The organism is Chimaeribacter sp. YP20170169, from assembly GCF_056739715.1.
This window is the reverse complement of the sequence record NZ_CP176824.1, coordinates 1,316,218-1,339,527: the sequence shown is the minus strand read 5'-3', so window position 1 is coordinate 1,339,527 and position 23,310 is coordinate 1,316,218. Positions and strand designations below refer to the sequence as shown.

20 protein-coding genes are annotated in these 23,310 nt (G+C 63.0%); 16 read left to right on the top strand and 4 right to left on the bottom strand.

All coding sequences use genetic code 11. The features are described 5' to 3' along the window. The first annotated feature begins 23 nt into the window (after positions 1-23). Positions 24-599, top strand: coding sequence for an elongation factor P-like protein YeiP (gene yeiP, locus ACK3SD_RS05905; RefSeq protein ID WP_137762669.1), 576 nt, complete (start codon positions 24-26; stop codon positions 597-599). 39 nt (positions 600-638) lie between these two features. Here yeiP and uxuA read toward each other — a convergent pair whose 3' ends face one another. Beyond that, a complete protein-coding gene (uxuA, locus tag ACK3SD_RS05900) occupies positions 639-1,841 on the bottom strand; it encodes a mannonate dehydratase (protein ID WP_481127088.1) in 1,203 nt (400 codons plus the stop codon). Positions 1,842-2,180: 339 nt separating this feature from the next. On the opposite strand from uxuA, the gene ACK3SD_RS05895 reads away from it, so the two are divergent. After that, positions 2,181-3,653, top strand: coding sequence for a mannitol dehydrogenase family protein (locus tag ACK3SD_RS05895; RefSeq protein ID WP_481127087.1), 1,473 nt, complete (start codon positions 2,181-2,183; stop codon positions 3,651-3,653). On the opposite strand, the gene ACK3SD_RS05890 is transcribed toward ACK3SD_RS05895, so the two are convergent. Next, on the bottom strand, positions 3,650-5,050 hold the full coding sequence (locus tag ACK3SD_RS05890; RefSeq protein ID WP_481127086.1) for an aminotransferase-like domain-containing protein: 1,401 nt from the start codon (positions 5,048-5,050) through the stop codon (positions 3,650-3,652). The two genes, ACK3SD_RS05895 and ACK3SD_RS05890, sit on opposite strands and share 4 nt — an antisense overlap. Positions 5,051-5,233: 183 nt before the next feature. Between ACK3SD_RS05890 and ACK3SD_RS05885 the strand changes: the two genes are divergently transcribed. The 14 genes from ACK3SD_RS05885 (at position 5,234) to yejF (ending at position 21,343) form a co-directional block, all read left to right on the top strand. Beyond that, the gene (locus ACK3SD_RS05885) at positions 5,234-6,313 is read left to right on the top strand and encodes a hypothetical protein (RefSeq protein ID WP_481127085.1); all 1,080 of its coding nucleotides are present in this window, start codon (positions 5,234-5,236) and stop codon (positions 6,311-6,313) included. After that, positions 6,303-6,563 carry a 2Fe-2S iron-sulfur cluster-binding protein gene (locus tag ACK3SD_RS05880; protein ID WP_240775729.1) on the top strand — a complete coding sequence of 87 codons (261 nt, stop codon included), beginning with the start codon at positions 6,303-6,305 and terminating at the stop codon, positions 6,561-6,563. The genes ACK3SD_RS05885 and ACK3SD_RS05880 overlap by 11 nt, the downstream gene beginning before the upstream one ends. A gap of 3 nt (positions 6,564-6,566) precedes the next feature. After that, positions 6,567-7,301: an iron-containing redox enzyme family protein gene (locus tag ACK3SD_RS05875; RefSeq protein WP_481127084.1), complete on the top strand. Its 735-nt coding sequence runs from the start codon at positions 6,567-6,569 to the stop codon at positions 7,299-7,301. Positions 7,302-7,325: 24 nt separating this feature from the next. Beyond that, positions 7,326-8,573 (top strand): ATP-grasp domain-containing protein, encoded by a 1,248-nt coding sequence (locus ACK3SD_RS05870; protein ID WP_481127082.1) that lies wholly within the window; start codon positions 7,326-7,328, stop codon positions 8,571-8,573. Further along, positions 8,570-9,733 carry an ATP-grasp domain-containing protein gene (locus ACK3SD_RS05865; protein ID WP_481127081.1) on the top strand — a complete coding sequence of 388 codons (1,164 nt, stop codon included), beginning with the start codon at positions 8,570-8,572 and terminating at the stop codon, positions 9,731-9,733. The genes ACK3SD_RS05870 and ACK3SD_RS05865 overlap by 4 nt, the downstream gene beginning before the upstream one ends. Beyond that, positions 9,730-10,974 (top strand): ATP-grasp domain-containing protein, encoded by a 1,245-nt coding sequence (locus ACK3SD_RS05860; protein ID WP_481127080.1) that lies wholly within the window; start codon positions 9,730-9,732, stop codon positions 10,972-10,974. Before ACK3SD_RS05865 ends, ACK3SD_RS05860 begins: the two co-directional genes overlap by 4 nt. 193 nt (positions 10,975-11,167) lie before the next feature. Beyond that, positions 11,168-12,148 (top strand): CobW family GTP-binding protein, encoded by a 981-nt coding sequence (locus tag ACK3SD_RS05855; protein ID WP_481127079.1) that lies wholly within the window; start codon positions 11,168-11,170, stop codon positions 12,146-12,148. Positions 12,149-12,207: 59 nt separating this feature from the next. Beyond that, complete coding sequence (locus tag ACK3SD_RS05850) at positions 12,208-12,912, top strand: phosphatase PAP2 family protein (protein WP_481127078.1); 705 nt, start codon at positions 12,208-12,210, stop codon at positions 12,910-12,912. 446 nt (positions 12,913-13,358) lie between these two features. Beyond that, positions 13,359-13,934: a bifunctional murein DD-endopeptidase/murein LD-carboxypeptidase gene (mepS, locus tag ACK3SD_RS05845; RefSeq protein ID WP_481127077.1), complete on the top strand. Its 576-nt coding sequence runs from the start codon at positions 13,359-13,361 to the stop codon at positions 13,932-13,934. 165 nt (positions 13,935-14,099) lie between these two features. Then, a complete protein-coding gene (locus ACK3SD_RS05840) occupies positions 14,100-15,677 on the top strand; it encodes a cyclic di-GMP phosphodiesterase (RefSeq protein ID WP_481127076.1) in 1,578 nt (525 codons plus the stop codon). A gap of 96 nt (positions 15,678-15,773) precedes the next feature. Beyond that, positions 15,774-17,585 (top strand): extracellular solute-binding protein, encoded by a 1,812-nt coding sequence (locus ACK3SD_RS05835; RefSeq protein WP_481127075.1) that lies wholly within the window; start codon positions 15,774-15,776, stop codon positions 17,583-17,585. 29 nt (positions 17,586-17,614) lie between these two features. Beyond that, positions 17,615-18,703 (top strand): microcin C ABC transporter permease YejB, encoded by a 1,089-nt coding sequence (locus tag ACK3SD_RS05830; protein ID WP_481127074.1) that lies wholly within the window; start codon positions 17,615-17,617, stop codon positions 18,701-18,703. Next, positions 18,700-19,719: an ABC transporter permease gene (locus ACK3SD_RS05825; protein WP_481127073.1), complete on the top strand. Its 1,020-nt coding sequence runs from the start codon at positions 18,700-18,702 to the stop codon at positions 19,717-19,719. Before ACK3SD_RS05830 ends, ACK3SD_RS05825 begins: the two co-directional genes overlap by 4 nt. 1 nt (position 19,720) lies before the next feature. After that, positions 19,721-21,343: a microcin C ABC transporter ATP-binding protein YejF gene (yejF, locus tag ACK3SD_RS05820; RefSeq protein ID WP_481127072.1), complete on the top strand. Its 1,623-nt coding sequence runs from the start codon at positions 19,721-19,723 to the stop codon at positions 21,341-21,343. Here yejF and ACK3SD_RS05815 read toward each other — a convergent pair. Both ACK3SD_RS05815 and ACK3SD_RS05810 read right to left on the bottom strand, forming a co-directional pair. Beyond that, positions 21,331-21,669, bottom strand: a complete 339-nt coding sequence (locus ACK3SD_RS05815; protein WP_137764912.1) for a YejG family protein — start codon at positions 21,667-21,669, stop codon at positions 21,331-21,333. The two genes, yejF and ACK3SD_RS05815, sit on opposite strands and share 13 nt — an antisense overlap. Positions 21,670-22,062: 393 nt before the next feature. Further along, entirely contained in the window at positions 22,063-23,271 is a 1,209-nt protein-coding gene (locus ACK3SD_RS05810) for a Bcr/CflA family multidrug efflux MFS transporter (RefSeq protein WP_137762652.1), read from the bottom strand. Positions 23,272-23,310 lie beyond the last annotated feature (39 nt).

Genomic DNA, 23,310 nt, shown 5'->3' with positions numbered 1-23,310 from the left:
ATCTTCCAAACAGGTCACTTCTTATGGCAAGAGCGAACGAAATTAAGCGCGGCTTCGTGGTTAACTACAACGGCAAGCTGCTGCTGGTGAAAGACATTGATATCCAAAGCCCGAGCGCCCGTGGCGCCAGCACCCTGTACAAAATGCGCTTCGCTGACGTGCGTACCGGCCTGAAGGTGGAGGAGCGTTTCAAGGGTGATGACATCCTGGACACCGTGACCCTGACCCGCCGCAGCGTCAACTTCTCCTACATCGATGGCGACGAGTATGTGTTCATGGACGATGAGGACTACACCCCTTACATCTTCAAGAAAGAGCAGATTGAAGAGGAGCTGCTGTTCATTCCTGAGGGCGGGATGCCGGGGATGCAGGTGCTGACGCTGGATGGCCAGATTCTGGCGCTGGAGCTGCCGCAGACGGTGGATCTGGAGATTGTCGAGACTGCGCCGGGCATCAAGGGGGCGTCCGCCAGTGCGCGCAACAAGCCCGCGACCCTGAGCACCGGGCTGGTGATTGGCGTGCCGGAGTACCTGAGTGCCGGTGAGAAGATCACCATCCACATCGCCGAGCGCCGCTACATGGGGCGCGCGGACAAGTAAGGGTGAGGTAAAAAAGGCGGGGATCTTCCCCGCCTTTTTTTATGCCTGCCGTTCGGGCAGATCGGTGAACTGGGTGCGCTTGAGCGCCAGTTCCACGCCGCGCAGCTCCGCCAGCCCCTTCAGCCGGCCAATCGCCGAGTAGCCGGGGTTGGTGCGCTTGTGCAGGTCATCCAGCATCTGGTGGCCGTGGTCTGGGCGCATCGGGATGGCAGAGGGCTGGCCCGCGCGGTGGCGACGCTGCTCCTCGCGCAGCAGAGCCTGGATCACCGCCACCATGTCCACATCGCCGTAGAGGTGCTCCCCTTCGTGGAAGGTGTTGGGGTTCTCCTCGCGGCAGGTGGCGCGCAGGTGGATGAAGTGGATGCGGTCGCCAAAGGCGTCAATCATGCCTACCAGATCGTTGTCGGCGCGCACGCCGTAGGAGCCGGTGCAGAAGGTGAAGCCATTATGCGGGCTGTCCACCGCCTCTTTCAGCCACTGCATATCCTCCTGGGTGGAGACAATGCGCGGCAGGCCAAGGATCGGCCGCGGCGGATCGTCCGGGTGCACCGCCAGATTGATCCCCACCTCCTCCGCCACCGGCACGATGGCGCGCAGGAAGGCCGCCATGTTCTCACGCAGCGCGGCCTTGTCGATGCCCTGATAGGTGGCGAGTCGGGCACGGAACTGCTCCAGCGTGTAGCCCTCTTCGGCGCCCGGCAGGCCGGCGATGATGTTGGCCGTCAGTTGCGCACGTGACGCCTCGTCCATCTGCTCAAAATAGCGCGCCGCCTGCACGCGCTCCGCCTCGCTGTACTCCTGCTCCGCCCCCGGCCGCTCCAGCAGGTGCAGGTCAAAGGCCGCAAAGGCGATGTGGTCGAAACGCAGTGCCTTCGCGCCGTTTGGCAGCGTGTAGGCCAGATCGGTGCGTGTCCAGTCAAGCACTGGCATGAAGTTATAGCAGACAGTGCGGATACCGCAGGCCGCCAGGTTGCGCAGCGACTGCTGGTAGTGGGCGATGTGGCGCTCATAGTTGCCGCTGCGGGTTTTGATCTCCTCATGCACCGGGATGCTCTCCACCACCGACCACACCAGCCCCTTGGCCGCGATCTCCGCCTGTCGCGCGCGGATCTCCTCCACCGGCCACACTTCGCCGTTGGCGATGTGGTGCAGCGCGGTCACCACCCCGGTCGCGCCCGCCTGACGCACATCATCCAGTGAGACCGGATCGGCCGGCCCGTACCAACGCCATGTCTGTTCCATGCTCTGTCCTTTTTGGCTGGGTGGCAGCGGCCAGCGCGAAAGCTGTCATACCACCTGATTTAAGCTGTCATTCATCTTACTACCATACATGGACGCCCTGCCTTGTCAAAAGCCAGTAAGCAATGGCTTGATGCACCTCACGAATCTCAATGAATCTCGCTGTCGCTGATTTGCATTTGTGCCCGCCAGCAGTACACTGCCCCGGACAGCGTCACAGCGCGCCAGCCTTGCGCCGTCACCCAAAACAGGCAGATGCGAAAATTGGTCTGACCGCTTTTGCCGCCGCGCCGCGGCCCTCACCGTTTTTCCCGGCTGAGCCGGGATTTGTCAGGAGCACTCATGAAGACGATCGCCAACACCTCCCTCCCCGCCGCCGTGCAGCAACCGGGCTACGACCGCCAGAACTTACAGAGCCGCATCGTGCATATCGGCTTTGGCGCCTTCCACCGTGCGCATCAGGCGCTGGTCACCGATCGCGTGCTGAACGCCGAGGGCGGCGACTGGGGGCTGTGTGAGATCAGCCTGTTTGGCGGCGCGGAGATGATGCGCCAGCTGCGCGAGCAGGATCACCTCTACAGCGTGCTGGAAAAGGGCTCGGAGGGGAACCGGGCGATTGTCATCGGCGCGGTGCATGAGTCGGTGCATGGCAAAATTGAGGGGGTGCCAGCGGTACTGGAGAAGCTGGCCGAGCCGCAGGTGGCGATCGTGACGCTGACCATCACCGAGAAGGGCTACTGCATTGAGCCGGGCAGCGGTAAGCTCGACCTGAACAATGAGATGATCGTCAACGACCTCGCCCACCCCAGCCAGCCCACCTCGGTACCGGCCATTCTGGTGGAGGCGCTGCGCCTGCGCCGCGAGCGCCACCTGCCGGCCTTCACCGTGCTCTCCTGTGACAACATCCCCAATAATGGCCACGTGGTGAAGAACTCGCTGATTGGGCTGGCACAGGCGCGTGACGCGGCGCTGGCCAGCTGGATCGCTGACCACGTTACCTTCCCGAGCAGCATGGTCGATCGCATCGTGCCGGCCGCCACCCCAGAGACGCTGGCGGAGATCGCCGACGCGCTGGGCGGCGTGGAGGATGCGTGCGCCATCGCCTGCGAGCCGTTCCTGCAATGGGTGGTGGAGGATGAGTTTGTCGCGGGTCGCCCGGCGTGGGAGGTGGGCGGCGCGCAACTGGTCGCCGACGTCTTGCCGTTTGAGCAGATGAAGCTGCGGATGCTGAACGGCAGCCACTCCTTCCTCGCCTATCTCGGCTATCTGGCGGGCTACCAGCACATCAACGACTGCATGGACGATCCGGCCTACCGGCAGGCAGCACACCGCCTGATGCTGGATGAGCAGGCCCCGACCCTGACGGTGAAGGATACTGACCTGCCGGGCTACGCCGACCAGCTGATCGCCCGCTACGCCAACCCGGCGCTCAAGCACCGCACCTGGCAGATTGCGATGGACGGCACCCAGAAGCTGCCGCAGCGGATGCTGGAGTCGGTGCGCTGGCACCTGGAGCATGGCGGCTCCTACCGCCTGCTGGCGCTCGGGGTGGCGGGCTGGATGCGCTACGTCAGCGGCATTGATGATGCTGGCCAGCCGATCGACGTGAAAGACCCGATGGCGGCGCAACTGCGCGAGGTGGTGGCGACGTCGGCGGACGACGCCCGCCGGGTGGAGGCGCTGCTGGGGCTGACCGCGGTCTTCGGCGAAGACCTGCCGCAGCAGCGCGTCTTTGTTGAGGAGGTGACGCGCGCCTGGCTGAGCCTGCGTGACCACGGCGCGCGCCACACCGTGCAGCAGTGGGTGGCGGGCTAAGCGCCCTCTGCCAGCAGGGTCAGCATCCGCACCCTGACCGCATCATCATCACTGTGGGCGATATTGAAACGCATAAAGCGCCGGCTGCCGCCAAACAGCGTGCCCGGCGCAAGCGCGATGCCCTCCCGCAATGCCCGCTCTGCCAGCGCCTCGCCGTCGATGTGCGCGGGCAGCTCCGCCCACAAAAACAGCCCGTGCGCCTGCCGGGTCGGGAAGCGGCAGCCTGCCGCCCCCAGCCAGCCCCTCACCCGCGATGACGCCTCATTGAGCCGGCTGATCAGCCGACGCTGGTGGCGGTAGTAACTGCCATCGCGGAAAAATTGGTAGAGCGCCTGCTCGGTGAACTCACAGGTCACGCCGCCGGTCAGTGACTTCAGGCTGACAATCGCCTGCGTCAGCGCCGGATTGGCGGCGATATACCCCACGCGCATATTGGCGCTGAGCAGCTTGGAGAAGCCGGAGATATAGCTGGCGTTCGCCAGCCCGGCCAGCGCCGCCATCGGTTTCGGCGTTCCCTCCATCAGGTCGTGGTAGAGATCATCCTCAATCAAGTGGCAACCATAGCGGTTCAGCAGGGTCATGATGGCGAACATCTCCTCCAGCGAGTAGCTGTGCCCGGTGGGGTTGTGCATCAGCCCGGAGGTGATGAACACCTTGGGCCGGTGCGCCGCCAGCAGGCTCTCCAGCGCCACCGGATCGACCCCGTGGTGCCCGCGCGGCGCATGGATCACCCGTGCATGGTGCTGGCGCAGGTTGGCGCTGAAGTTGAAGTAGCAGATGTCATCCAGCAGTACGGTGTCGCCGGGCGTCAGCAGCACGCGCAGCAGGGTGTCGATGGCGTTCATGGTGCTGCTGGTCAGCACGATGTTCTCCACCGGCACCCGCAGCCCCGCCCCCGCCAGCTTCATCTGGAGGGTGTTGCGCAGCGGCAGGTAGCCGAGTGGGTGGCCATACTCCATAAAGCGCAGGCGCGGCGTACGGATGGTCTGGCGCAGCGCCTTGCGGAACAGCTCGGTATCCAGCCACTCCTCCGGGAAGAAGCCACAGCCGGGCCGCCAGCCCGCATGGGTGGCAAAGGCGCGCTTCAGGCGCGCGTGCAGATCGGGTTCCGGTGCGGCCGGGCTGAGGGGCACGCTGCTGGCCGGCGGGGCGATCCCACGGTTGATAAAGTAACCGCGCCCCTGGATGGAGGTGACGGTGCCGCTGGCGCGCAGGCGATCGAGCGCATCGACCACCGTGTATTTGCTGATGGACAGCTGCTCACAAAACTCCCGCAGTGACGGCAAGCGGCTACCCGGCGGCAGGCTGCCATCCGCCACCGCCCCGCTGATGAGGTCAACCAGCTGGTTGACCTTGGATACCCCGTCAACCAACTGCGTGCGGGTTAGACTTAACATAGCGCTCCTTTCTGTTCTCTACTGTACCGGCGATTTCACCAGCCAGGCCGGGCGGGAATTCGTGGTGCTTTCCCTGCCCTGCCCGGCCATCCTGCCCTATGGTTACGGCCATCCGCTCCGTACAGGCTGTCATCCATGCGTTCATTGTGTAAAACATCTTCCACAGGCTTAAATAACAACACGTTGAATGGAAAGGGCGCCGCCCTGCTATGGGTGCGCCTGCTGTCGGCGGTGGCGCTGTTCGCCCTGCTCGGGCAGGCCAACCTCTGGCTGGATGCCACCAGCAACATCCTGCTAGCGACCGGCTACCGCCTGCTGCTGATCCTCACGCCGCTGACGCTACTGCTGTTTGGTGCGCGGGCCTTGCGCGTCACGCTGCTGTGCGCGCTGGCCGGCCTGCTGCTGCTGGCACTGCCCGCCGCCCACGGCGTGGCGGCCGTGGCGGTGCTGCTGTTCAGCTATGGCATCGCGGTGGTGGGCTACATCGCCAAGCGGGATGCCGCCACCACCCCGGCCGGGGCGGCCAACAACAAAATCATGCTGAACCTTGGTAGCCTGCTGGCGGGCCTGCTGCTGCTCTACCCGCACTGGCAGCCCACCTTCTTCTATCTGGCGCTGGCGCTGCTGCTGTTGCCCTGCCTGCCCGCAGTGTGGCACCACAGGCCGCTGGCGGAAGCCAGCCCGGCCCCGGCCGTGGCGCGCCGGGGCCAGCTCAAGTGGGCGCTGGCCGGGCTGATGGCCGGTATCAAGCTGTTTGCGGTCTTCTCCATCCTGCCGCAGGCCATTCTGGCGCATCAGGCCACCCTGCCGGGCTGGTATGGCGCGATGATCATCCTCAACAGTGCGGTGGTGACGCTGCTGCAACGGCCCATCATGGCGCTGATCCAGCGCTGCGGCCGACGGGCGCTCTGGGCGGCGCTCGCCCTGATCCTCGCCGGACTGGTGGTGCTGGCGCTGCCGGGGGCGTTCCGGGTGCACACCCTGCCCGGCGCGCTGCTGTGGCTGGGCCTGCTCTCGCTGGCCGAGTGTGGCCTGAGCTACCTCGACTACTGCGCCGCCCAGGAGGGCGCGCTGCTGGTGAAGGAGCTATCCGTCAGCGCCGGTGCCGGGTTTACGGTCTTTGCCATGCGCACCCTGCCCACAGCAGCCAGCGCGGGGGTGCTCGCCGCCACGGCAATTATCGCCCTGCTTATTTGGCTATGGCTTTATCAACGCCAGCACAAGGAAAAGTATCATGCCCTCAATAATCTTTATGAAAAGTAAAACGGAATACCTGTTCCGTGACGTGATTACCTTAACGGATTGTCGTGAAAATATGAAGTTCGGATGCAGGACCGGCAACTGCGGTATTTGCAGAATAAGAATTATCTCTGGCAAGGAGAATATTACCCGCCCTACCTCTAAAGAAAAGAGACTGTTTAAAGCCCTGAATATTGTTGACCCCGACATTCGCCTGGCCTGCCAGTGCCAAATTACCGGCGATGTTACCCTAATTGAAAACTATCTGGAGTAAATAATGATCAACCGAATTAAAGACACCGCCATCATTCGCCAGCCGCTCTTTTTAGGCCCGGAGCGCAGCCAAAACGTAAAACGCGAAATTGATGATTTCCTCGACACCAAAATTATCGAATGGAACAACACGGTGCCCTCCGCAAAACACCTGGAGGGCAAGCAGGTCAATCAGGCCTATTATCGCCAGACCCTGATTGAGCACTGCTGGCGCATCCGCCTGATGCGCAGCGCCCAGTGCCACGCGCTGCACAAGATCACCCGCGTCAATGCCGAGGCGGCGCAGCTCTACGCCGCTTATCAGGATGAGGAGATGCTGCACGACACGCTGTTTATGCAGGACGCCGAAAGCCTCGGCATCAGCAAAGAGACCATCTACCAGACCGAACCGAGTTTTTATACCCGCCTGCTGGCCGGCTTCCTCTATTTTGTCGCGGAGCATGAAAAACCGCTCGGCGTGGTCTGTTACAGCTACCTGGTGGAATATACCACTCAGAAAATCACCCCCAAGCAAATTAAGGCGCTGGCCGACAGCGTTGGCAGTGACAAAATCACCGGCCAGGCCGCCCACCTCAATACCGATCTGGTCGAGGATCATACCCAGGAGATGTGGAATATTTTAAGCCTGCTGATTGAGAGCGATGAAGATATTACCGATGTGAAGCGCTATTTCGCCGAGATTCAGGAACTGCTGAAAATGTTCTTCGTGGAACTGCACGAAAAAACCATTCAGGCATAAGCCCTCAGGGAGGAGAGGCAATAAATGAAAAAATCCGTGCTTATTCTTTCCCACCAGACGCTCTCGATGGTTGATCCAATTAAACAGATCGTTGAGAGCTGGGGATATGGTTATTTTATTCTCTCCTCCGCCCCCACCCGGCAGGCTCTCCCGGCGTGGTCAGCCGCCCCCGGCGACCACCGGGTGACCGGGGGGCTGCACCTGACCCACACGGACATTGATCAGGTGGTGCGCGACACCGAACAGACGCACCAGTTCATTGGCTGCATCAGCGTCTGGGACGGCTACCGCCACCTGATGGCCTACGCCAACCAGATGTTCAACGCCACTGATATCACCGAGGAGACCGTCGCGCTGTTGCGCGACAAGTGGCGGATGCGCAACCGTCTGGTGGCCACCCAGCTGTCGCGCGTCTCCTGCCACCTGCTGGATGAGGCGCGGTTCCAGAGCATCACCGACCGGGAGAGGTACTTCATCAAACCGCGTACCGGGCTGGCCTCGATGGGCACCTTCCCGGCCGCCTCCCTCACCGCCTATGGCCAGCTGGCGCAACTGCGGGCGCAGGCGGCGGCGGATCGCTCCTACGCTGGCGTCTTCTCGGACGAGGCGGACTTTATCATTGAGGGCCTGATTGACGGGGTGGAGTGCAGTTTTGAGATCAGCCTGGATCAAGGGGCGCTGGCGGTGCTGGCGGTGCATGAAAAGCTGGAGGTTGCCCAGTCCGGTTTCGCCATGCTGGAGGGGGCGAGCCTCTGCCCGCCGCGTTCACTCTCTACGGCGCAGATTGACGCTGGCGTGACGCTGCTGCGCTGCGTGATGGCGACGCTGGGTGCCGACACCGGCGTCTATCACGTTGAGATGAAGTGTGATGCCAGCGGCCATTGGGAAATTATCGAGATCAACCCGCGCATCGGCGGCGCCTATATCGTCGAGAGCACCCGCCTGCACAGCGGCGTCTGCCTGCTGCGGCAGTGGCTGGCACTGATCATTGACGGCCCGCGTCAGGCGCGGCAGGCCGGTGCGCGCCACCTCTTTTTCCGCGTCTTTTTCGGTGTTCCGGGGCGCACGCTGGCGCGGATTGGCCGCCATCCTGACCTGCCGCAGGCGCTGAAGGAGAGCCTGCTCTATCAGCCCGGTGACACCCTGCCCCAGGTGGAGCGGGAGATTTTCCTTGGCATGGCGCTGTGGAATGTCACGGAGCTGACCACCGGGGAGCGGGCGGTACTGATTGCCGCCTCACAACGCTATATCGATACGGAGTATCTGGCATGAAAATTATTGTGTTCCACCGTATTCCTTTCGAGAAGATCCGCTATGAACAGGTCATCGATCACCGGGCGCATCAGGTCTACTACTTCTGCCTGACCCCTCCCGGCCCGCGCCTGCCAGCGGGCAGCGTGGCGGTGGTGCTCGCCCAGCCCCACTTTGACGCCCCCACGCTGATTGCGCACTACGCCCAGATTTTCGCGGGTGCTGACCGGCTGATCGCCCGCTCGGAGCATGATCTGATCGCCGCCGCGCAGGTGCGCGAGCACTTTGCCATTCCCGGCGATCGCCCCCAGCAGATCCTGCCGCTGCGCAATAAGTGGGTGATGCGCTATCGCTGCAAACAGCAACAGATCCGCCAGCCCGCCTTCTGGCACCCGCTGGAGTTTTTGCAGTTGCCGCCGCAGCCGGGCCGCTTCCTGCTTAAGCCGCGTGAGGAGGCCTCCAGCCTCGGCATCCTGACCGGGGATGACGCCGCCATCCGCGCCGCCATTTTCCAGCTCGACAACGCGGAGAGCATGATGGTGGAGACCTTTATTGAGGGCGCGGTGCTTCACTTCGACGGCTGGCTGTCGAACGGCAAGCCGCGGGCGTTTGTCAGTAGCCGCTACCTGCGCACCTGCCTCAGCTTCTCCAGTGGCTCGCCGCTGGGGTCGGTGCAAATCCGCACCACGCCAGCGCACCGGGCGCTGGTGACGGAGGTGCTGGCCGCGCTGGGCTACCGCGATGGCAGCTTCCATTTTGAGGCCATTGAGGATGCCGACGGCCACCTCTGGTTTCTGGAGACCGCCGCGCGGGTCGGCGGGGCGGGCGTTGCCGAAACCTTCCACCTGCGCACCGGCGTCAACCTTTACCACGCCGACCTGCGCTACCAGATCGATGGCATGACGCCAGCGGCGGTGGGCAGCATCAACCCACTGTTCTACGGCTGGTTTGTCTACCCGTCCCACCATCTGGCGGCGGCGTGGCAGTTGCCGTTTGATGCCGACAAGTGGGCGGCCTGCCTGCTGCACTACCAGCACAACACCGCCGCGCCAGCCGGTGGGACGATCTCCTACTCCCCGGATGCCTCACCGCTCAGCGGCGTGGTGGCCGGTGCCGAGCAGGAGATTGCCGAGGTGATCGACGCGATTTTCCATGAATGCAACCTGGTGGAGCTACGATGAGTACGCACTGTTTTATTGTCACCGGCTACAACAATGTCCGGATCTATGATGTCGAGAAGATGCGCCAGGCAGCGATGAAGCACTTTGACGCCCGGCTGGTGCTGGTGACGGAGCGGGCCAACGATCTGGACGCGCTGTTTGCCGACTGGGTGATTGAGGCGCCGTTCGACATGCAGCAGGGGGAGGCCAGCCTCGCCCACGTGCTGGCGAACCTGCAATGCCACCAGTTACAGCCGATCGGCATCCTGCCCTTCTCGGATCGTGGCGTGCCGCTGGGCGCGCGCCTCGCCCAGCACTTCGGCCTGCCGGGCGCGACGCCGGAAGAGGCGCTGGCCGGGCTGGACAAGCGCCTCTTCCGCCAGCTCGACAGCCAGGCGCTCAGCCATCCCGCAGGCTACCGCCCGCTCTCCAGCCAGCAGGTGACGAGCCTGCCAGCGCTGCAACAGGAGGTGGCGCGGCTGGGCGGCAAAGCCTTCCTCAAGCCAGCGCAGGAGGGCAACAGCCGGGGCTGTCAGGTGATTGGCCAGCAGGAGGAGTGCGCCCGCGCCTGGGCCGCCGTCGCGCCCTACCACGGCGGTGGCATCATTGTTGAGTCGCTGGTGGAGGGTGCGCGCGAGTACAGTTGGGATTGCGTCGCCGGGCAGCAGTGGATCACCGAGAAGCACACCACCGAGGGGCTGTACCGCGCGGAGTACCAGCAGATCGTGCCCGCGCCACTGCCGCCGGAGGAGGCGCGGCGGCTCTTGGCCGCCGGGGCGCATATGCAGTCGCTGGTCTCCGCCCGCCACGGCGCGTGGCACAATGAGATCTTCCTGCTGCCCGATGCCACGGCGGCGGTCGAGACCAACATGCGCCCGGCCGGGATGCACATCTGGGATCTGGCCCACCTAAGCTTTGAGGGGTTCGACCCCTGGCTGATGTGGTTGCGCTGGGCAACCGACGGCCAGCCAGTCGCCCAGCCGCTGCGCCCGCGCGGCTATGCTGGCATCCGTATGTTGCGCGCGCCGCGTGCTGGCCGCCTGCTGGCGCTGCCGGAGATGGAGGCACTGGCGTGCGAGGCAGGCATTGCGCTGCATCAGGGCCAATTCTCCGCTCAGTTGGGCGATAGGGTCGGCGCGGAGGTGCAGAGCAACGCCGATTTTGTCGGCCACATCATTCTCACCCATCCCGACTACCCGCAGCTGCTGGCGTCACTGGCGCAACTGGCCACCCGCATTGAGCAGGCGCTGACCATCGCCTGACCGCCCCTCCCCACGGGGCGCACATGCCGCCCCTTTTATTTGCTCCCGCCATTTTTTACGCCTATAAAATTTATCTTGTAAATCAGTCGCCACCCAGGCCACTATTTTTAGGCGCTGGCTGCGGCCAATTTGCGCTGAACAAGGGATACGGCCTGCGCCACTCCCGGCACCGCCATGAATAAAGGACAGACAGATGACCTACGTGAACCTGATTACCGGCTTTTTGGGCAGCGGTAAAACCACCACCCTGCGCCACTTGCTGAGCCAGAAACCCAGCCATGAGAATTGGGCTATTCTGGTTAATGAGTTCGGCGAAGTGGGCATTGACGGCGCGCTGCTGGCCGGACAGGGGGCGGTGCTCAAGGAGATCCCCGGTGGCTGCATGTGCTGCGTGAACGGCCTGCCGATGCAGATTGGCCTGAATATGCTACTCAAGCAGAAGCCCGACCGGCTGCTGATTGAGCCGACCGGCCTTGGTCACCCCAAGCAGATCCTCTCGCTGCTCACCGCGGAGACCTACCAGCCCTGGCTGACGCTACAGGCGACCCTCTGCCTGCTGGACGCGCGCCAGCTCAGCGAGGAACGTTACCGCGATAACGAGAATTTTCGCGATCAGCTGGCCGCCGCCGACCTGATCATCGCCAATAAGCAGGACACCTGGCAGGAGGCGGATCGCCAACGGCTGGCGGCGTGGGTAGCCAATGAGGCGGGTGGCCGCCCGGTGATTGAGGTGCAACAGGGCGAGGTGGATGCCGCGCTGCTTGCGCTGCCGCGCGAAAACCTGCGCACGCTGCCGGATGGCGCGCACCACCACGGCACTCCAGCGGCGCGTGGGCTGGCGGCGCTCAGCCTGCCGGGCAACCAGCGCTGGCGGCGCGCCCTCAGCCACGGACAGGGGCACAGTAGCTGCGGCTGGATTTTCGATGAGGAGACGGTGTTTGACACCATCCCACTGATGGAGTGGGCGCGGCTGGCCCCGGTGGAGCGCGTCAAAGGGGTGCTGCGGATTGCCGAGGGCACCCTGCTGCTGAACCGGCAGGGGCAGGATTTCAAGATTGAGACCCGGCCGGGTGCGCCGTTGGACAGCCGGGTCGAGGTGATTACCCAGGGTGACGCGGACTGGAATGCGCTTCAATCGGCTTTGTTGAAGCTACGTTTAGCCGATGACACTTAATTTATCCGCCAATTTTATGGATTTGATTTCATCAAATAACAAAATAGGTCATCACCGCTATGTGGCGCAAAAATCTTCCTGCAATCCTGTTGCTGAACCTGCTGGGCGTGGCACTGTTCCTCTCCTACTACCTGCCTGCCAACCACGGCTTCTGGTTCCCAATTGATGCTTCCATCTTTTTCTATTTCAACCAGCACCTGGCCACCAGCCCCGGCTTCCTGAAGCTGGTTGCCGTAACCAACAACCGGCTGTTTGATGGCTGCTCGCTGCTGGCGATGGGCCTGCTCTACCTCTCCTTCTACCTGCGACAGGAGCCGGAGGGGCGTCGCCGCCTGCTGGTGACCGGCGTGGTGATGCTGCTGACCGCCGTGGTGCTCAACCAGCTGGGCCACCTGCTGCCGGTGCAGCACCGTAGCCCGTCGCTCTACTTCCCGCACGTCAACCGCGTCAGCGAGCTGACCGGCATCCCGACCAAGGACGCCTCCAGCGACAGCTTCCCCGGCGACCACGGCATGATGCTGATCATCTTCGCCTGCTTTATGGGGCGCTACTTCACCCGCGGCGCCTTCGCGCTGGCGCTGGCGATTGTGGTGATCTTCTCGCTGCCGCGCCTGATGATTGGCGCGCACTGGTTCACTGACATCGCCGTCGGCTCCCTGTCGGTGGTGCTGGTGGGCATGAGCTGGTGGTTGCTCACCCCGGCGTGCGACCGCGTGATTGAATGGCTCAATAACTGGTTACCAGGAAAAACGCGCCGCGCATAATTCAAATAAAATAGACAGCCACACTGATATAAAAAAAGTATGCCCGCGGGAGCCAATGGCTCCCGTTTTTTATATTTATATTCGGCAACTCTCACCGGGAATTGACAATAAATTGACATTTCTCCCGCTTGTGGCGCTGATTTCAGCGAAATGCGGCTAAAAAGAGCACAGCGGATTCTGCTCCTGTGCTTACATCGACTTACATCATAAATTCTTATAAGAAATGCTTTAAAAGCACTCGCAATCCTTAGGGGGTTAAGGTAATCTCGGATTCGCTTTTGGAGTTATTGATTTTTTTCGCCTGAAATTTCATGAAATTTGTGCGTAAAGCCACAATTTTCAAGCAGGTGGATTGCTCGATACTCAGACGATAAGTAGGCTCTTTTCGTTTGGCATTTTCTGATAGCGACATTCGTCGTTAAGGACAGCAAGGGAAAACACTCATAATGGTCAAGTCTCAACCGTTTCTGAGATATATGTGGCGGGCAGTCCCCGCAATGGCGATGGCAGTCATGCTCTCCGCCTGTAGTTCGATGAATTCACAACACGCGCAGACTGAGACGCATGCAGTTAATGACCGGAACGGTTTTTTACTGCAAGCCTCTCAGGATGAGTTTGAAGAGATGGTGCGTAATGTTGACGTGAAGTCAAAAATTATGGACCAGTACGCGGATTGGAAAGGCGTGCGTTACCGCCTGGGCGGCACCAGCAAGCGCGGCATTGATTGCTCCGCCTTCGTCCAGACCACCTTCCGCGAGCAGTTTGGCCTGGATCTCCCGCGCTCTACCTATGAGCAACAGGACATCGGCCGTGGCATCCAGAAGAATAAGTTGCGCCCTGGCGATTTGGTGCTGTTCCGCGCCGGCTCGACGGGTCGCCATGTCGGGATCTATCTCGGCAACGATGAGTTTGTCCACGCTTCCACCAGCAGCGGCGTAATGATTTCCAGCCTGAGTGATGCCTACTGGAAAAAGCGCTACCGCGAAGCGCGACGGATATTGAACGACCGGACACATAGCTGAGCCTTTTCCCCTTGCTGCTCATGCCAAAGAAATAAAAGAGCGCCTTCCCTGGAAGGCGCTCTTTTATTTGCTGGCAATCACAGCCCATCGCCGATTGGTTAAAATTGGCGTCGTGCGCTGCCCGCGGTCAGTTATACTGGAACCATTCAGGCATGCCGTAAAGGAATGAACATTATGCGGTTAAAAACGGCATTAACGCATACCGTTTTGCCCAAGCGACGTTATTTACGACGCAGCTTCCTTCTCGCCTCCCTCTTTTTTCTTTTATTTAATGGCATCACCTTGTGGGTGGTTCACCAAGCCAATGAACGCCAGCAGCAGCGCCTGGCGCAGGACGTGCGGAACTTTACCGTCGAGTACCTGGCTGCGCTAAGGGAGAATATGGCGCAGATGGGCGACATGACTCGCCTGCCCTGCGACATGACGCAAGCCTCCCTCACCCAGCGCGCCGCCTTTACCCGTGGCGTACGTACCTTCCTGCTGGTGCGCGATGGTGAGGCCTACTGCTCCTCGGCGATGGGTGCCATCTCCCGGCAGGTGGCGGAGATCTACCCGGCGCTGCGCCTCCAGCTGCCGCAGGACATGGCGCTGCAACCGGGCACCGTGATGGTGCCGGAGAAGCCCGCCATCGGCGTCTGGCTGGCCACCCCTGGCGAGGCGCAGAGCGGCGTGCTGGCGACGCTGGATATCACCGTCAGCCCCTACCTGATATTTAGCCGCCGCTACGGCGGCCAGGGCCGCGATGGCATGGCCATCATGATTGGCGATTACGCGCTCACCAACTTCAGCGCCAGCCTGCTCAAGCGCGCGGCACTGACGGACAAGAATGCCCATGACCTGCCAGTACCCGGCACACCCGCGGTGCTGCGCTTCTACAGCCAGAGCCTGACGACTGGCGACGTGCAGGTCACGCTGCTGGCAGGGCTGCTGCTGGCCTCGCTACTCGGTGCGCTCAGCTACTATCTGCAACGGGCGCGCCACAGCGCCGGTCATGAGATGGTGGAGGCGATGCGCCAGTGCCAATTCCACATGGTCTACCAGCCGGTGATTGAGACCCGTTCACAGCAGGTGGCTGGCGTTGAGGCGCTGATGCGCTGGCACCACCCCACCGAGGGCGCGATCCCGCCGGATGTCTTCATTACCTATGCCGAGAACCAAGGGCTGATCGTGCCGCTAACCCGCCACCTGTTCCGGCTGATTGCGCAGGATGCCATCCAGTTGCAGACCATCCTGCCCGTCGGGGCCAAGCTGGCGGTCAACCTGTCGCCCGCCCACCTTAGCGATCCGCACTTTGAGCGTGACGTGCTGCACTTCCTCAACCGCCTACCTGCCCACCACTTCAACGTGGTGTTTGAGATCACCGAGCGTGGCATGGTGGCCGCCCGTGACGCGCAGCATAAATTTGACTGGCTGCGCGCCCAGCAGATTGAGATTGCCATTGATGATTTCGGCACCGGCCACAGCGCCCTGATCTACCTGGAGCAGTTCAATCTCGACTATTTGAAGATTGACCGTGGCTTTATCACCGCCATTGGCCGACAGACGGTGACCGCGCCGGTGCTGGACACGGTGCTCAACCTGACGCAGGAGCTAGGGCTGAAGACCGTGGCCGAGGGGGTGGAGACGCCCCAGCAGGCGCACTACCTACGCGAGCGCGGCGTGACCTATTTGCAGGGCTACCTCTATAGCCGACCGCTGGCGCTTGACGCGCTGCGGACGTTTGTGGCGGGCTACCGCCCCTAGCGACGTTTATCAGATTGGCTGGCGGCCGGGGGTGTGTTACAACGGCGCGTCGCATGATGTCTGGCGCGCCGCGCCAGCCACCTTCAGGAGCTGTTCATGGTGCCACGATTACTGCTTGCCCTGCTGTTGCTCGTCAGCCTGCCAGCGGCCCGGGCCGATATCATCAATGAGAGCTACGCCTTCGCCATCCTTGGCACACCGAAATATGGGGCTGGCTTCAGTCACTTCGACTACGTCAACCCGGCCGCGCCCAAGGGCGGCGCGCTGCGTCAAGCGGCGCTTGGCACTTATGACAACTTCAACCGCTTCGCCATGCGCGGCAACCCGGCCGCCCGCAGCGGCCAGCTCTATGACACCCTGTTTGTCGCCTCCAGCGATGAGATTGGCAGCTACTACCCGCTGGTGGCCGAGTCCGCCCGCTACCCCGACAGCCTGAAATGGGTGGAGGTGGCGATCAACCCGCGCGCCCGCTTCCAGGATGGCACACCGGTCACCGCGCGCGACCTCTCCTTCACCTTCCAGAAGTTCATGACCGAAGGGGTGCCGCAGTTCCGGCTGTTCTACAAGGGGGTGAAGGTGGCCGCCATCAGCCGGCTGACGGTGCGCTTTGAGTTCCCGACGCCAGACCGCGATCAGGTGCTGGGGCTGCTGGGCGGCCTGCCAGTATTGCCAGCGCACTATTGGCAACAGCACAAACTGAGCGATCCGCTGCCCGCCCCGCCGCTGGGCGGCGGCCCCTACCAGATTACCGACTACCGCCTCGGGCAGTATGTGGTCTACAGCCGCGTGCGCGACTACTGGGCGGCCGACCTGCCGGTCAACCGCGGCCGCTTCAACCTGGACACGCTGCGCTATGACTACTTTCTGGATGACAAGGTGGCGCTCCAGGCGTTCAAGGCTGGCAGTTATGACTTTCGCAGCGAAGGCTCGCCCAAGAGCTGGGCGACCCAGTACACCGGGCCAAACTTCAGCAAGAATTATATCGCCAAACGGGATGAGGAGAGCGAGGCGGCGCAGGACACCCGCTGGCTGGCCTTCAATACCCAGCGGCCGCTATTCCGTGATCGCCGGGTGCGAGAGGCCATTGGGCTGGCGTTTGATTTTGAGTGGATGAACCGGGCGCTATTCTACGGCGCCTACCAGCGCGCCGACAGCTACTTCCAGAACACCGAGTACGCCGCCCGCAGCTACCCGGACGCGGCGGAGCTGGCGTGGCTCGGCCCGCTGAAGGGCAAAGTACCGCCAGAGGTGTTCACCACCCTCTACCAGCCGCCGCGCAGCGACGGCAGTGGCAATGACCGCGCCAACCTGCTGAAGGCGACGGCGCTGCTGCGTGAGGCGGGCTATGAGGTGCGCGACCAGCGGCTGGTGGACGCGCGCAGCGGCGCGCCGTTCCAATTTGAGCTGCTGCTGCCCTCTGGCGGCAATAACCAGTTCGTGCTGCCGTTCCAGCACAACCTGCAGCGGCTGGGCATCACCCTCACCCTGCGCGAAGTGGACAACTCACAGTTCCTCAGCCGCCTGCGCAGCCGGGACTATGACATGCTGCCGACGCTCTACCGCGCGATGCAGTACCCGAACGGCGACCTGCTGGTGCGCTGGGCGTCGGGCTACCTCGACTCCAGCTACAACGCCCCCGGCGTGCAGGACCTGGCGATTGACCAGCTGGTGGAGGCGATCGTCCGGCACCAAGGCCAGCCTGAGCCGCTGCGCGCGCTCGGGCGGGCGCTGGACCGGGTGCTGACCTGGCAGCAGCTGATGATCCCGATGTGGTACTCCAAGCGTGAGCGCTACGCCTACTGGGACAAATTCTCGCAACCGGCCATCCGCCCGCTGTATGGCATGGATCTCGATTGCTGGTGGTACGATGTCAATAAAGCGGCCCGCCTGCCGGCCGAACGGCGCTAAGGGGCAACTATCAAAATGGGAGAGACACAGTGACCCGCTATGTGCTGCGCCGCCTGCTGCTGATCATCCCCACGCTGTGGGCGATCATCACGCTGAACTTTTTGATCGTGCAGATTGCCCCCGGCGGCCCGGTGGATCAGGCGATCGCCAATATCCAGTTTGGTCAGGGCAGCGGGCTGGCGGTCAATACCGCCGGCAGTGAGTCGCTCGGTAGCGCGCGCCCGGCGGCGGGCGATGGTGCCTACCGGGGCGCGCGCGGGCTGGATCCGGAGGTGGTGGCGGAGATCACGGCGCGCTTTGGCTTCGACAAGCCGCTGCATGAGCGCTACCTGGAGATGCTGTGGCGCTACGCCCGGCTCGATTTCGGCGATAGCCTGTTCCGTGGCGCGTCGGTGATGGATCTGGTGGTGCAGAGCCTGCCGGTCTCCGCCAGCCTCGGCGTCTGGAGCACGCTGATCATCTATCTGGTCTCCATCCCGCTCGGCATCCGCAAGGCGGTGCACAATGGCAGCGCCTTCGACACCTGGAGCAGTAGCCTGATTATCATCGGCTACGCCATCCCGGCCTTCCTGTTCGCCATCCTGCTGATTGTGCTGTTCGCTGGCGGCAGTTACCTCGACTGGTTCCCGCTGCGCGGGCTGGTCTCCGGCAACTTTGACACCCTGCCCTGGTATGGCAAGGTGGCGGACTACTTCTGGCACCTCACCCTGCCGGTGCTAGCGACGGTGATTGGCGGCTTCGCCACCCTGACCATGCTGACCAAAAACGCCTTTCTGGATGAGGTGCGCAAGCAATATGTGGTGACGGCGCGCGCCAAGGGGCTGGGCGAACAGCAGATCCTCTACCGCCACGTGTTCCGCAACGCCATGCTGCTGGTGATCGCGGGCTTTCCGGCCACCTTTATTAGCATGTTCTTTACCGGTTCGTTGCTGATCGAGGTGATGTTCTCCCTCAACGGCCTCGGCCTGCTGGGCTATGACGCCACCCTGCAACGCGACTACCCGGTGATGTTCGGCACCCTCTACATCTTCACGCTGATTGGCCTGCTGCTGAATATCCTCAGCGATATCACCTACACGCTGGTCGATCCGCGCATCGACTTTGAGGGGCGCGGATGAACCTCTCGCCCCTGAACCGCGCGCGCTGGGCGCGCTTCTGCCACAACCGGCGCGGCTACTGGTCGCTGTGGATCTTCCTGCTGCTGTTTGCGCTGGCGCTGTTGGCGAACGTGCTGGCGAATGAGCGGCCGCTGCTGGTGCGCTATCAGGGCGAGTTCTACTTGCCGTTGGTGGTGGACTACCCGGAGAACACCTTCGGCAGCCCGCTGGAGACGGCAGCGGACTACCAAGACCCGGCGGTGCAGGCGCAGATCGCGCAGCATGGCTGGGCCATCTGGGCACCGGTGCGCTACAGCTACCGCACCATCAACTTTGCCGGCGGCCCCTTCCCTTCGCCGCCGGATCGCCATAACTGGCTCGGCACCGACAGCAAGGGCGGCGACGTGCTGGCGCAGGTGCTGTATGGCTTCCGTATCTCGATGCTGTTTGGCCTGCTGCTGACCCTCTGCACCAGTGCGCTCGGCATTCTGGCTGGCGCGGTGCAGGGCTACTATGGCGGGCGCATCGACCTGCTCGGCCAGCGCTTTATTGAGGTGTGGTCAGGGATGCCGACGCTGTTCCTGCTGATCCTGCTCTCGAGCGTGGTGCAGCCCAGCTTCTGGTGGCTGCTGCTGATCACCGTGCTGTTTGGCTGGATGACGCTGGTGGGCGTGGTGCGCGCCGAGTTCCTGCGTGCGCGCAACTTCGACTATATCCGCGCCGCGCAGGCGATGGGGGTGCCTGACCGGCAGATTATCCTGCGGCACATGCTACCAAATGCGATGGTCGCTACCCTCACCTATCTGCCATTTATCCTGTGTGGCGCGATCACGACCCTCACGTCGCTGGATTTCCTCGGCTTTGGCCTGCCGATTGGCTCCCCCTCCCTCGGCGCGCTGCTGCTGGAGGGCAAAAATAACCTGCAGGCGCCCTGGTTGGGGCTGGTGGCCTTTGCCGTGTTGGCCATCCTGCTCTCCCTGTTGATCTTCATTGGCGACGCGGTGCGCGACGCCTTTGACCCGAACAAGGCCTACTGATATGCCCACTTCCCCGCTGCTCGAGATCCGCCAGCTCAGCATTGCCTTCCGTCAGGGCGGGCAGGCGCGCCAGGTGGTCACCGATCTCAGCCTGTCGCTGGCGGCTGGCGAAACGCTGGCGCTGGTGGGCGAATCCGGCTCTGGCAAGAGCGTCACCGCGCTGTCAGTGCTGCGGCTGCTGCCCGCGCCGCCGGTCGCCTACCCACAGGGTGACATCCTGTTTGAGGGCGAGACGCTGCTACACGCCAGCGAGGCGCGGCTGCGGCAGGTGCGCGGCAACCGCATCGCGATGATTTTTCAGGAGCCGATGGTGTCGCTCAATCCGCTGCACACGCTGGAGAAGCAGTTGATGGAGGTGCTGAGCCTGCACCGCGGGATGCGGCGTGAGGCGGCGCGCGGTGAGGTTCTGGCCTGCCTCGATCGCGTCGGCATCCGCAACCCGCTGCGCCGGCTGGCCGACTACCCGCACCAGCTCTCCGGCGGCGAGCGCCAGCGGGTGATGATTGCGATGGCGATATTGACCCAGCCGGCACTGCTGATTGCCGATGAACCAACCACCGCGCTGGATGTGACGGTGCAGGCGCAGATCCTGCAACTGCTGGCCTCGCTGAAGCGTGAGCTGAACATGGCGCTGCTGTTCATCACCCATGACTTGAACATCGTGCGGCAACTGGCGGATAACGTCGCGGTGATGCGTCAGGGGCGCTGCGTGGAACAGGCACCGAGGGCGCAGCTGTTTGGCGCGCCGCAGCACCCCTACACCCGCGCCCTGCTGGCGGCCGAGCCACAGGGGCGGCCGCAGCCATTGGCCGCTGACGCGCCGCCGCTGCTGGAGGTGGAGAACCTGCGCGTCACCTTTCCCCGCCGCCGTCGGCTGTTCCGCCGTGACCCGCCGCCCCCGCCGGCGCTTGCCGGGCTGAGCTTTACCCTGCGGCGCGGTGAGGCGCTCGGGCTGGTGGGCGAATCCGGCTCCGGCAAGAGCACTACCGGGCTGGCGCTGCTGCGGCTGCTGGCGTCAGAGGGGCGCATCCGCTTCGACGGCCAGCCGTTGCAGGGACTGAGCCGCCGCCAGCTGCTGCCGTTCCGCCGCCGCATCCAGGTGGTGTTCCAGGATCCCCACTCCGCCCTCAGCCCGCGCATGACGGTGGCGCAGATTGTCGCCGAGGGGCTGGCGGTGCACCAGTCGCTGTCGCCGGTTGAGCGGGAGGCGCGGGTGGTGCAGGCGTTGGAGGAGGTGGGGCTGGACCCGGAGAGCCGCCACCGCTACCCCGGCGAGTTCTCCGGCGGCCAGCGCCAGCGCATCGCCATTGCCCGCGCTTTGATCCTGCAACCGGAACTGCTGATTTTGGATGAGCCGACCTCCTCCCTTGACCGCTCGGTGCAGGCGCAAATCTTGGCGCTGCTGACGGCGCTGCAACAGCGCCACGGGCTGGCTTACCTGTTTATCAGCCACGATTTGCAGGTGGTGCGTATGCTGTGCCATCAGGTGGTGGTCTTGCGGCAGGGGGAGGTGGTGGAACAGGGCGAGTGCGAGCAGATTTTCCGTGCGCCAGCGAGCGACTATACGCGCCAGCTGGTGCGGCAGGCCGCCGTCGGCGGCCCCAGCTGGGATCAGAAGGGATAGAGCGCTTTAAGTGAATCGGCAATCGCCGCGCCAACGTTTTTCAGGCGGCAGAGGGTGGCGTCTTCGTCATTGCCGCCGACAAACAGGCACGGCTCCCCTTCCCACTCCACCACCGAGGAGTCCACCTGGATCTCCGCCAGCGTCAGGCGCAGCTTCTCCAGCACCTGCCAGGCAGAGTCGCCATCGTGGCTCAGTAGTTTCAGGCCGATCAGGTTATCGCCATCGCTGGCAGGGGGAACCGGCTCCACCTTGACACCAGTGAAGCCAGCCAGCCAGCGGTAGTGGTGCGGCAAGCGGTGTACCACAGAGAGCGGCATCGTGTTCACGTTCAATCCCCAGAAGATCAGGTTATCACCGCGCGTTGCCCAATCTGGCGCAGCCGGCACTTGCCGCCCTGCCTTGGGTGAAAAACGCGTTACGACGGATGGCCGAGTTCACCCTTAGGCCCTGTCGCGCCCGGAAACGGTGAGAGCCAGGTCTCATTTTTTGTTAGTTGTAACCCTTTACTCGCTGTATCTCAATCATTTTTGTGCAAGCTGATTACTTTTTATAGCTTATTTTTTTACAAAAAAGAAACAATTGGCGGCAGAAAAGACAATTTCGTTGCGTAACTAATTGATTTGCATGTAAACAAATTGACCTTGAGGGAAACCCCTCAACGGGCAAAAAAAGCAGGAAAAAGAGGCAGATCGCGGCCCTGTGCGGGCCGCGATGGGGGGTTAGCTGGCCGTGGCGGCCGCTGCCTTGCCGGGACGGCTGGCGTAGAGGTAGAGCAGGCCCGCGGCGGTGATGCAGAAGGCCATGGAGCCGACCATCGGCCAGGCGCTGTGCGCGGGCAGCATCGAGAGCAGGGAGCCAATCAGCGCCCCACTGCCAAAACGCAGCGTGCCAGCCAGCGAGGCAGCGGTGCCCGCCATGTGCGGGAAGTCATCCATGATCACCGCCATCGCATTGGAAGTGACCATCGCGATGCAGCCCACATAACCGGCCACGCCCAGCACCAGCGCCCAGAAGCCGAGGCCCGAGGCGGTCGCCACCAGCAGCCAGATGCCCATCACGAACTGCACCAGCAAACCGATGCGGAACATGCCGCTGGCCCCGACGCGGCGCACGTTGCGGCTGTTGAACAGCGTCATCACCACCATGAACACCACGTTCAGCGCGAAGTAGAAGCCGAAGTGCTGCGGCGACACACCGTTCAGCTCGATGTAGACAAACGGCCCGCAGCTCAGGAAGGAGAACATGCCCGCGAAGGAGAAGCCGCTCGCCAGCATGTAGCTGAACACCCGCTTGTGGCGGAACAGGCTGGCGAAGTTGCCGGCGGTGGTGCGCAGGTTGAACTTCTGCCGCCGCTCTTTGGGCAGCGTCTCACGGATGAACAGCAGCACCAGCAGCGAGGCCACCAGCGCCGCGCCAGCCATGCTCCAGAAGATGGCGTGCCAGGTGAACAGCACCATCAGCGCGCCGCCCAGCATCGGGGCCAGCAGCGGGGCCACCGTCATCACCAGCATCACGAACGACATCATGCGGGAGAACTCCTCCTTGGTGAACATGTCCCGCATCAGGGCGTTGATCACCACGCTGGCCGCCGCCGCCGAGAGGCCATGCAGGAAGCGCATGTGCACCAGCTGGTCAACCGATTGCGCCATCGCGCAGGCCGCGCCCGCCAGCGCAAACACCAGCGTGCCGCCGAGGATCACCGGCTTGCGCCCCAGGCTGTCGGCCATCGGGCCGTAGAAGAGCTGGCCGATGGCAAAGCCCAATACATAGGCGCTCAGCGTCATCTGCACGCTGCCGCCGGAAACGCCGAACTCCTTAGCGATCACTGGCATACTGGGCAGATACATATCTATCGCCAGCGGCATCAGCATCGACAACAGTCCCAAAATCAACACCAATCCCGTCTGGGACGCGCGCTTTTCTTGCACCTTTACTGCTCCTGTCTGTAAAAAAACGCCTGCGGGGCC

What these genes read in the sequence shown, in the direction of transcription:
- ACK3SD_RS05825 (WP_481127073.1), top strand. Translation starts at nt 18,700, where the DNA reads ATGAACCTCTCGCCCCTGAACCGCGCGCGCTGGGCGCGCTTCTGCCAC.
- ACK3SD_RS05875 (WP_481127084.1), top strand. Translation starts at nt 6,567, where the DNA reads ATGATCAACCGAATTAAAGACACCGCCATCATTCGCCAGCCGCTCTTT.
- ACK3SD_RS05855 (WP_481127079.1), top strand. Translation starts at nt 11,168, where the DNA reads ATGACCTACGTGAACCTGATTACCGGCTTTTTGGGCAGCGGTAAAACC.
- ACK3SD_RS05890 (WP_481127086.1), bottom strand. Translation starts at nt 5,050, where the DNA reads ATGTTAAGTCTAACCCGCACGCAGTTGGTTGACGGGGTATCCAAGGTC.
- ACK3SD_RS05850 (WP_481127078.1), top strand. Translation starts at nt 12,208, where the DNA reads ATGTGGCGCAAAAATCTTCCTGCAATCCTGTTGCTGAACCTGCTGGGC.
- ACK3SD_RS05880 (WP_240775729.1), top strand. Translation starts at nt 6,303, where the DNA reads ATGAAAAGTAAAACGGAATACCTGTTCCGTGACGTGATTACCTTAACG.
- ACK3SD_RS05835 (WP_481127075.1), top strand. Translation starts at nt 15,774, where the DNA reads ATGGTGCCACGATTACTGCTTGCCCTGCTGTTGCTCGTCAGCCTGCCA.
- ACK3SD_RS05870 (WP_481127082.1), top strand. Translation starts at nt 7,326, where the DNA reads ATGAAAAAATCCGTGCTTATTCTTTCCCACCAGACGCTCTCGATGGTT.
- ACK3SD_RS05860 (WP_481127080.1), top strand. Translation starts at nt 9,730, where the DNA reads ATGAGTACGCACTGTTTTATTGTCACCGGCTACAACAATGTCCGGATC.
- ACK3SD_RS05865 (WP_481127081.1), top strand. Translation starts at nt 8,570, where the DNA reads ATGAAAATTATTGTGTTCCACCGTATTCCTTTCGAGAAGATCCGCTAT.
- yejF (WP_481127072.1), top strand. Translation starts at nt 19,721, where the DNA reads ATGCCCACTTCCCCGCTGCTCGAGATCCGCCAGCTCAGCATTGCCTTC.
- yeiP (WP_137762669.1), top strand. Translation starts at nt 24, where the DNA reads ATGGCAAGAGCGAACGAAATTAAGCGCGGCTTCGTGGTTAACTACAAC.
- mepS (WP_481127077.1), top strand. Translation starts at nt 13,359, where the DNA reads ATGGTCAAGTCTCAACCGTTTCTGAGATATATGTGGCGGGCAGTCCCC.
- uxuA (WP_481127088.1), bottom strand. Translation starts at nt 1,841, where the DNA reads ATGGAACAGACATGGCGTTGGTACGGGCCGGCCGATCCGGTCTCACTG.
- ACK3SD_RS05840 (WP_481127076.1), top strand. Translation starts at nt 14,100, where the DNA reads ATGAACATTATGCGGTTAAAAACGGCATTAACGCATACCGTTTTGCCC.
- ACK3SD_RS05895 (WP_481127087.1), top strand. Translation starts at nt 2,181, where the DNA reads ATGAAGACGATCGCCAACACCTCCCTCCCCGCCGCCGTGCAGCAACCG.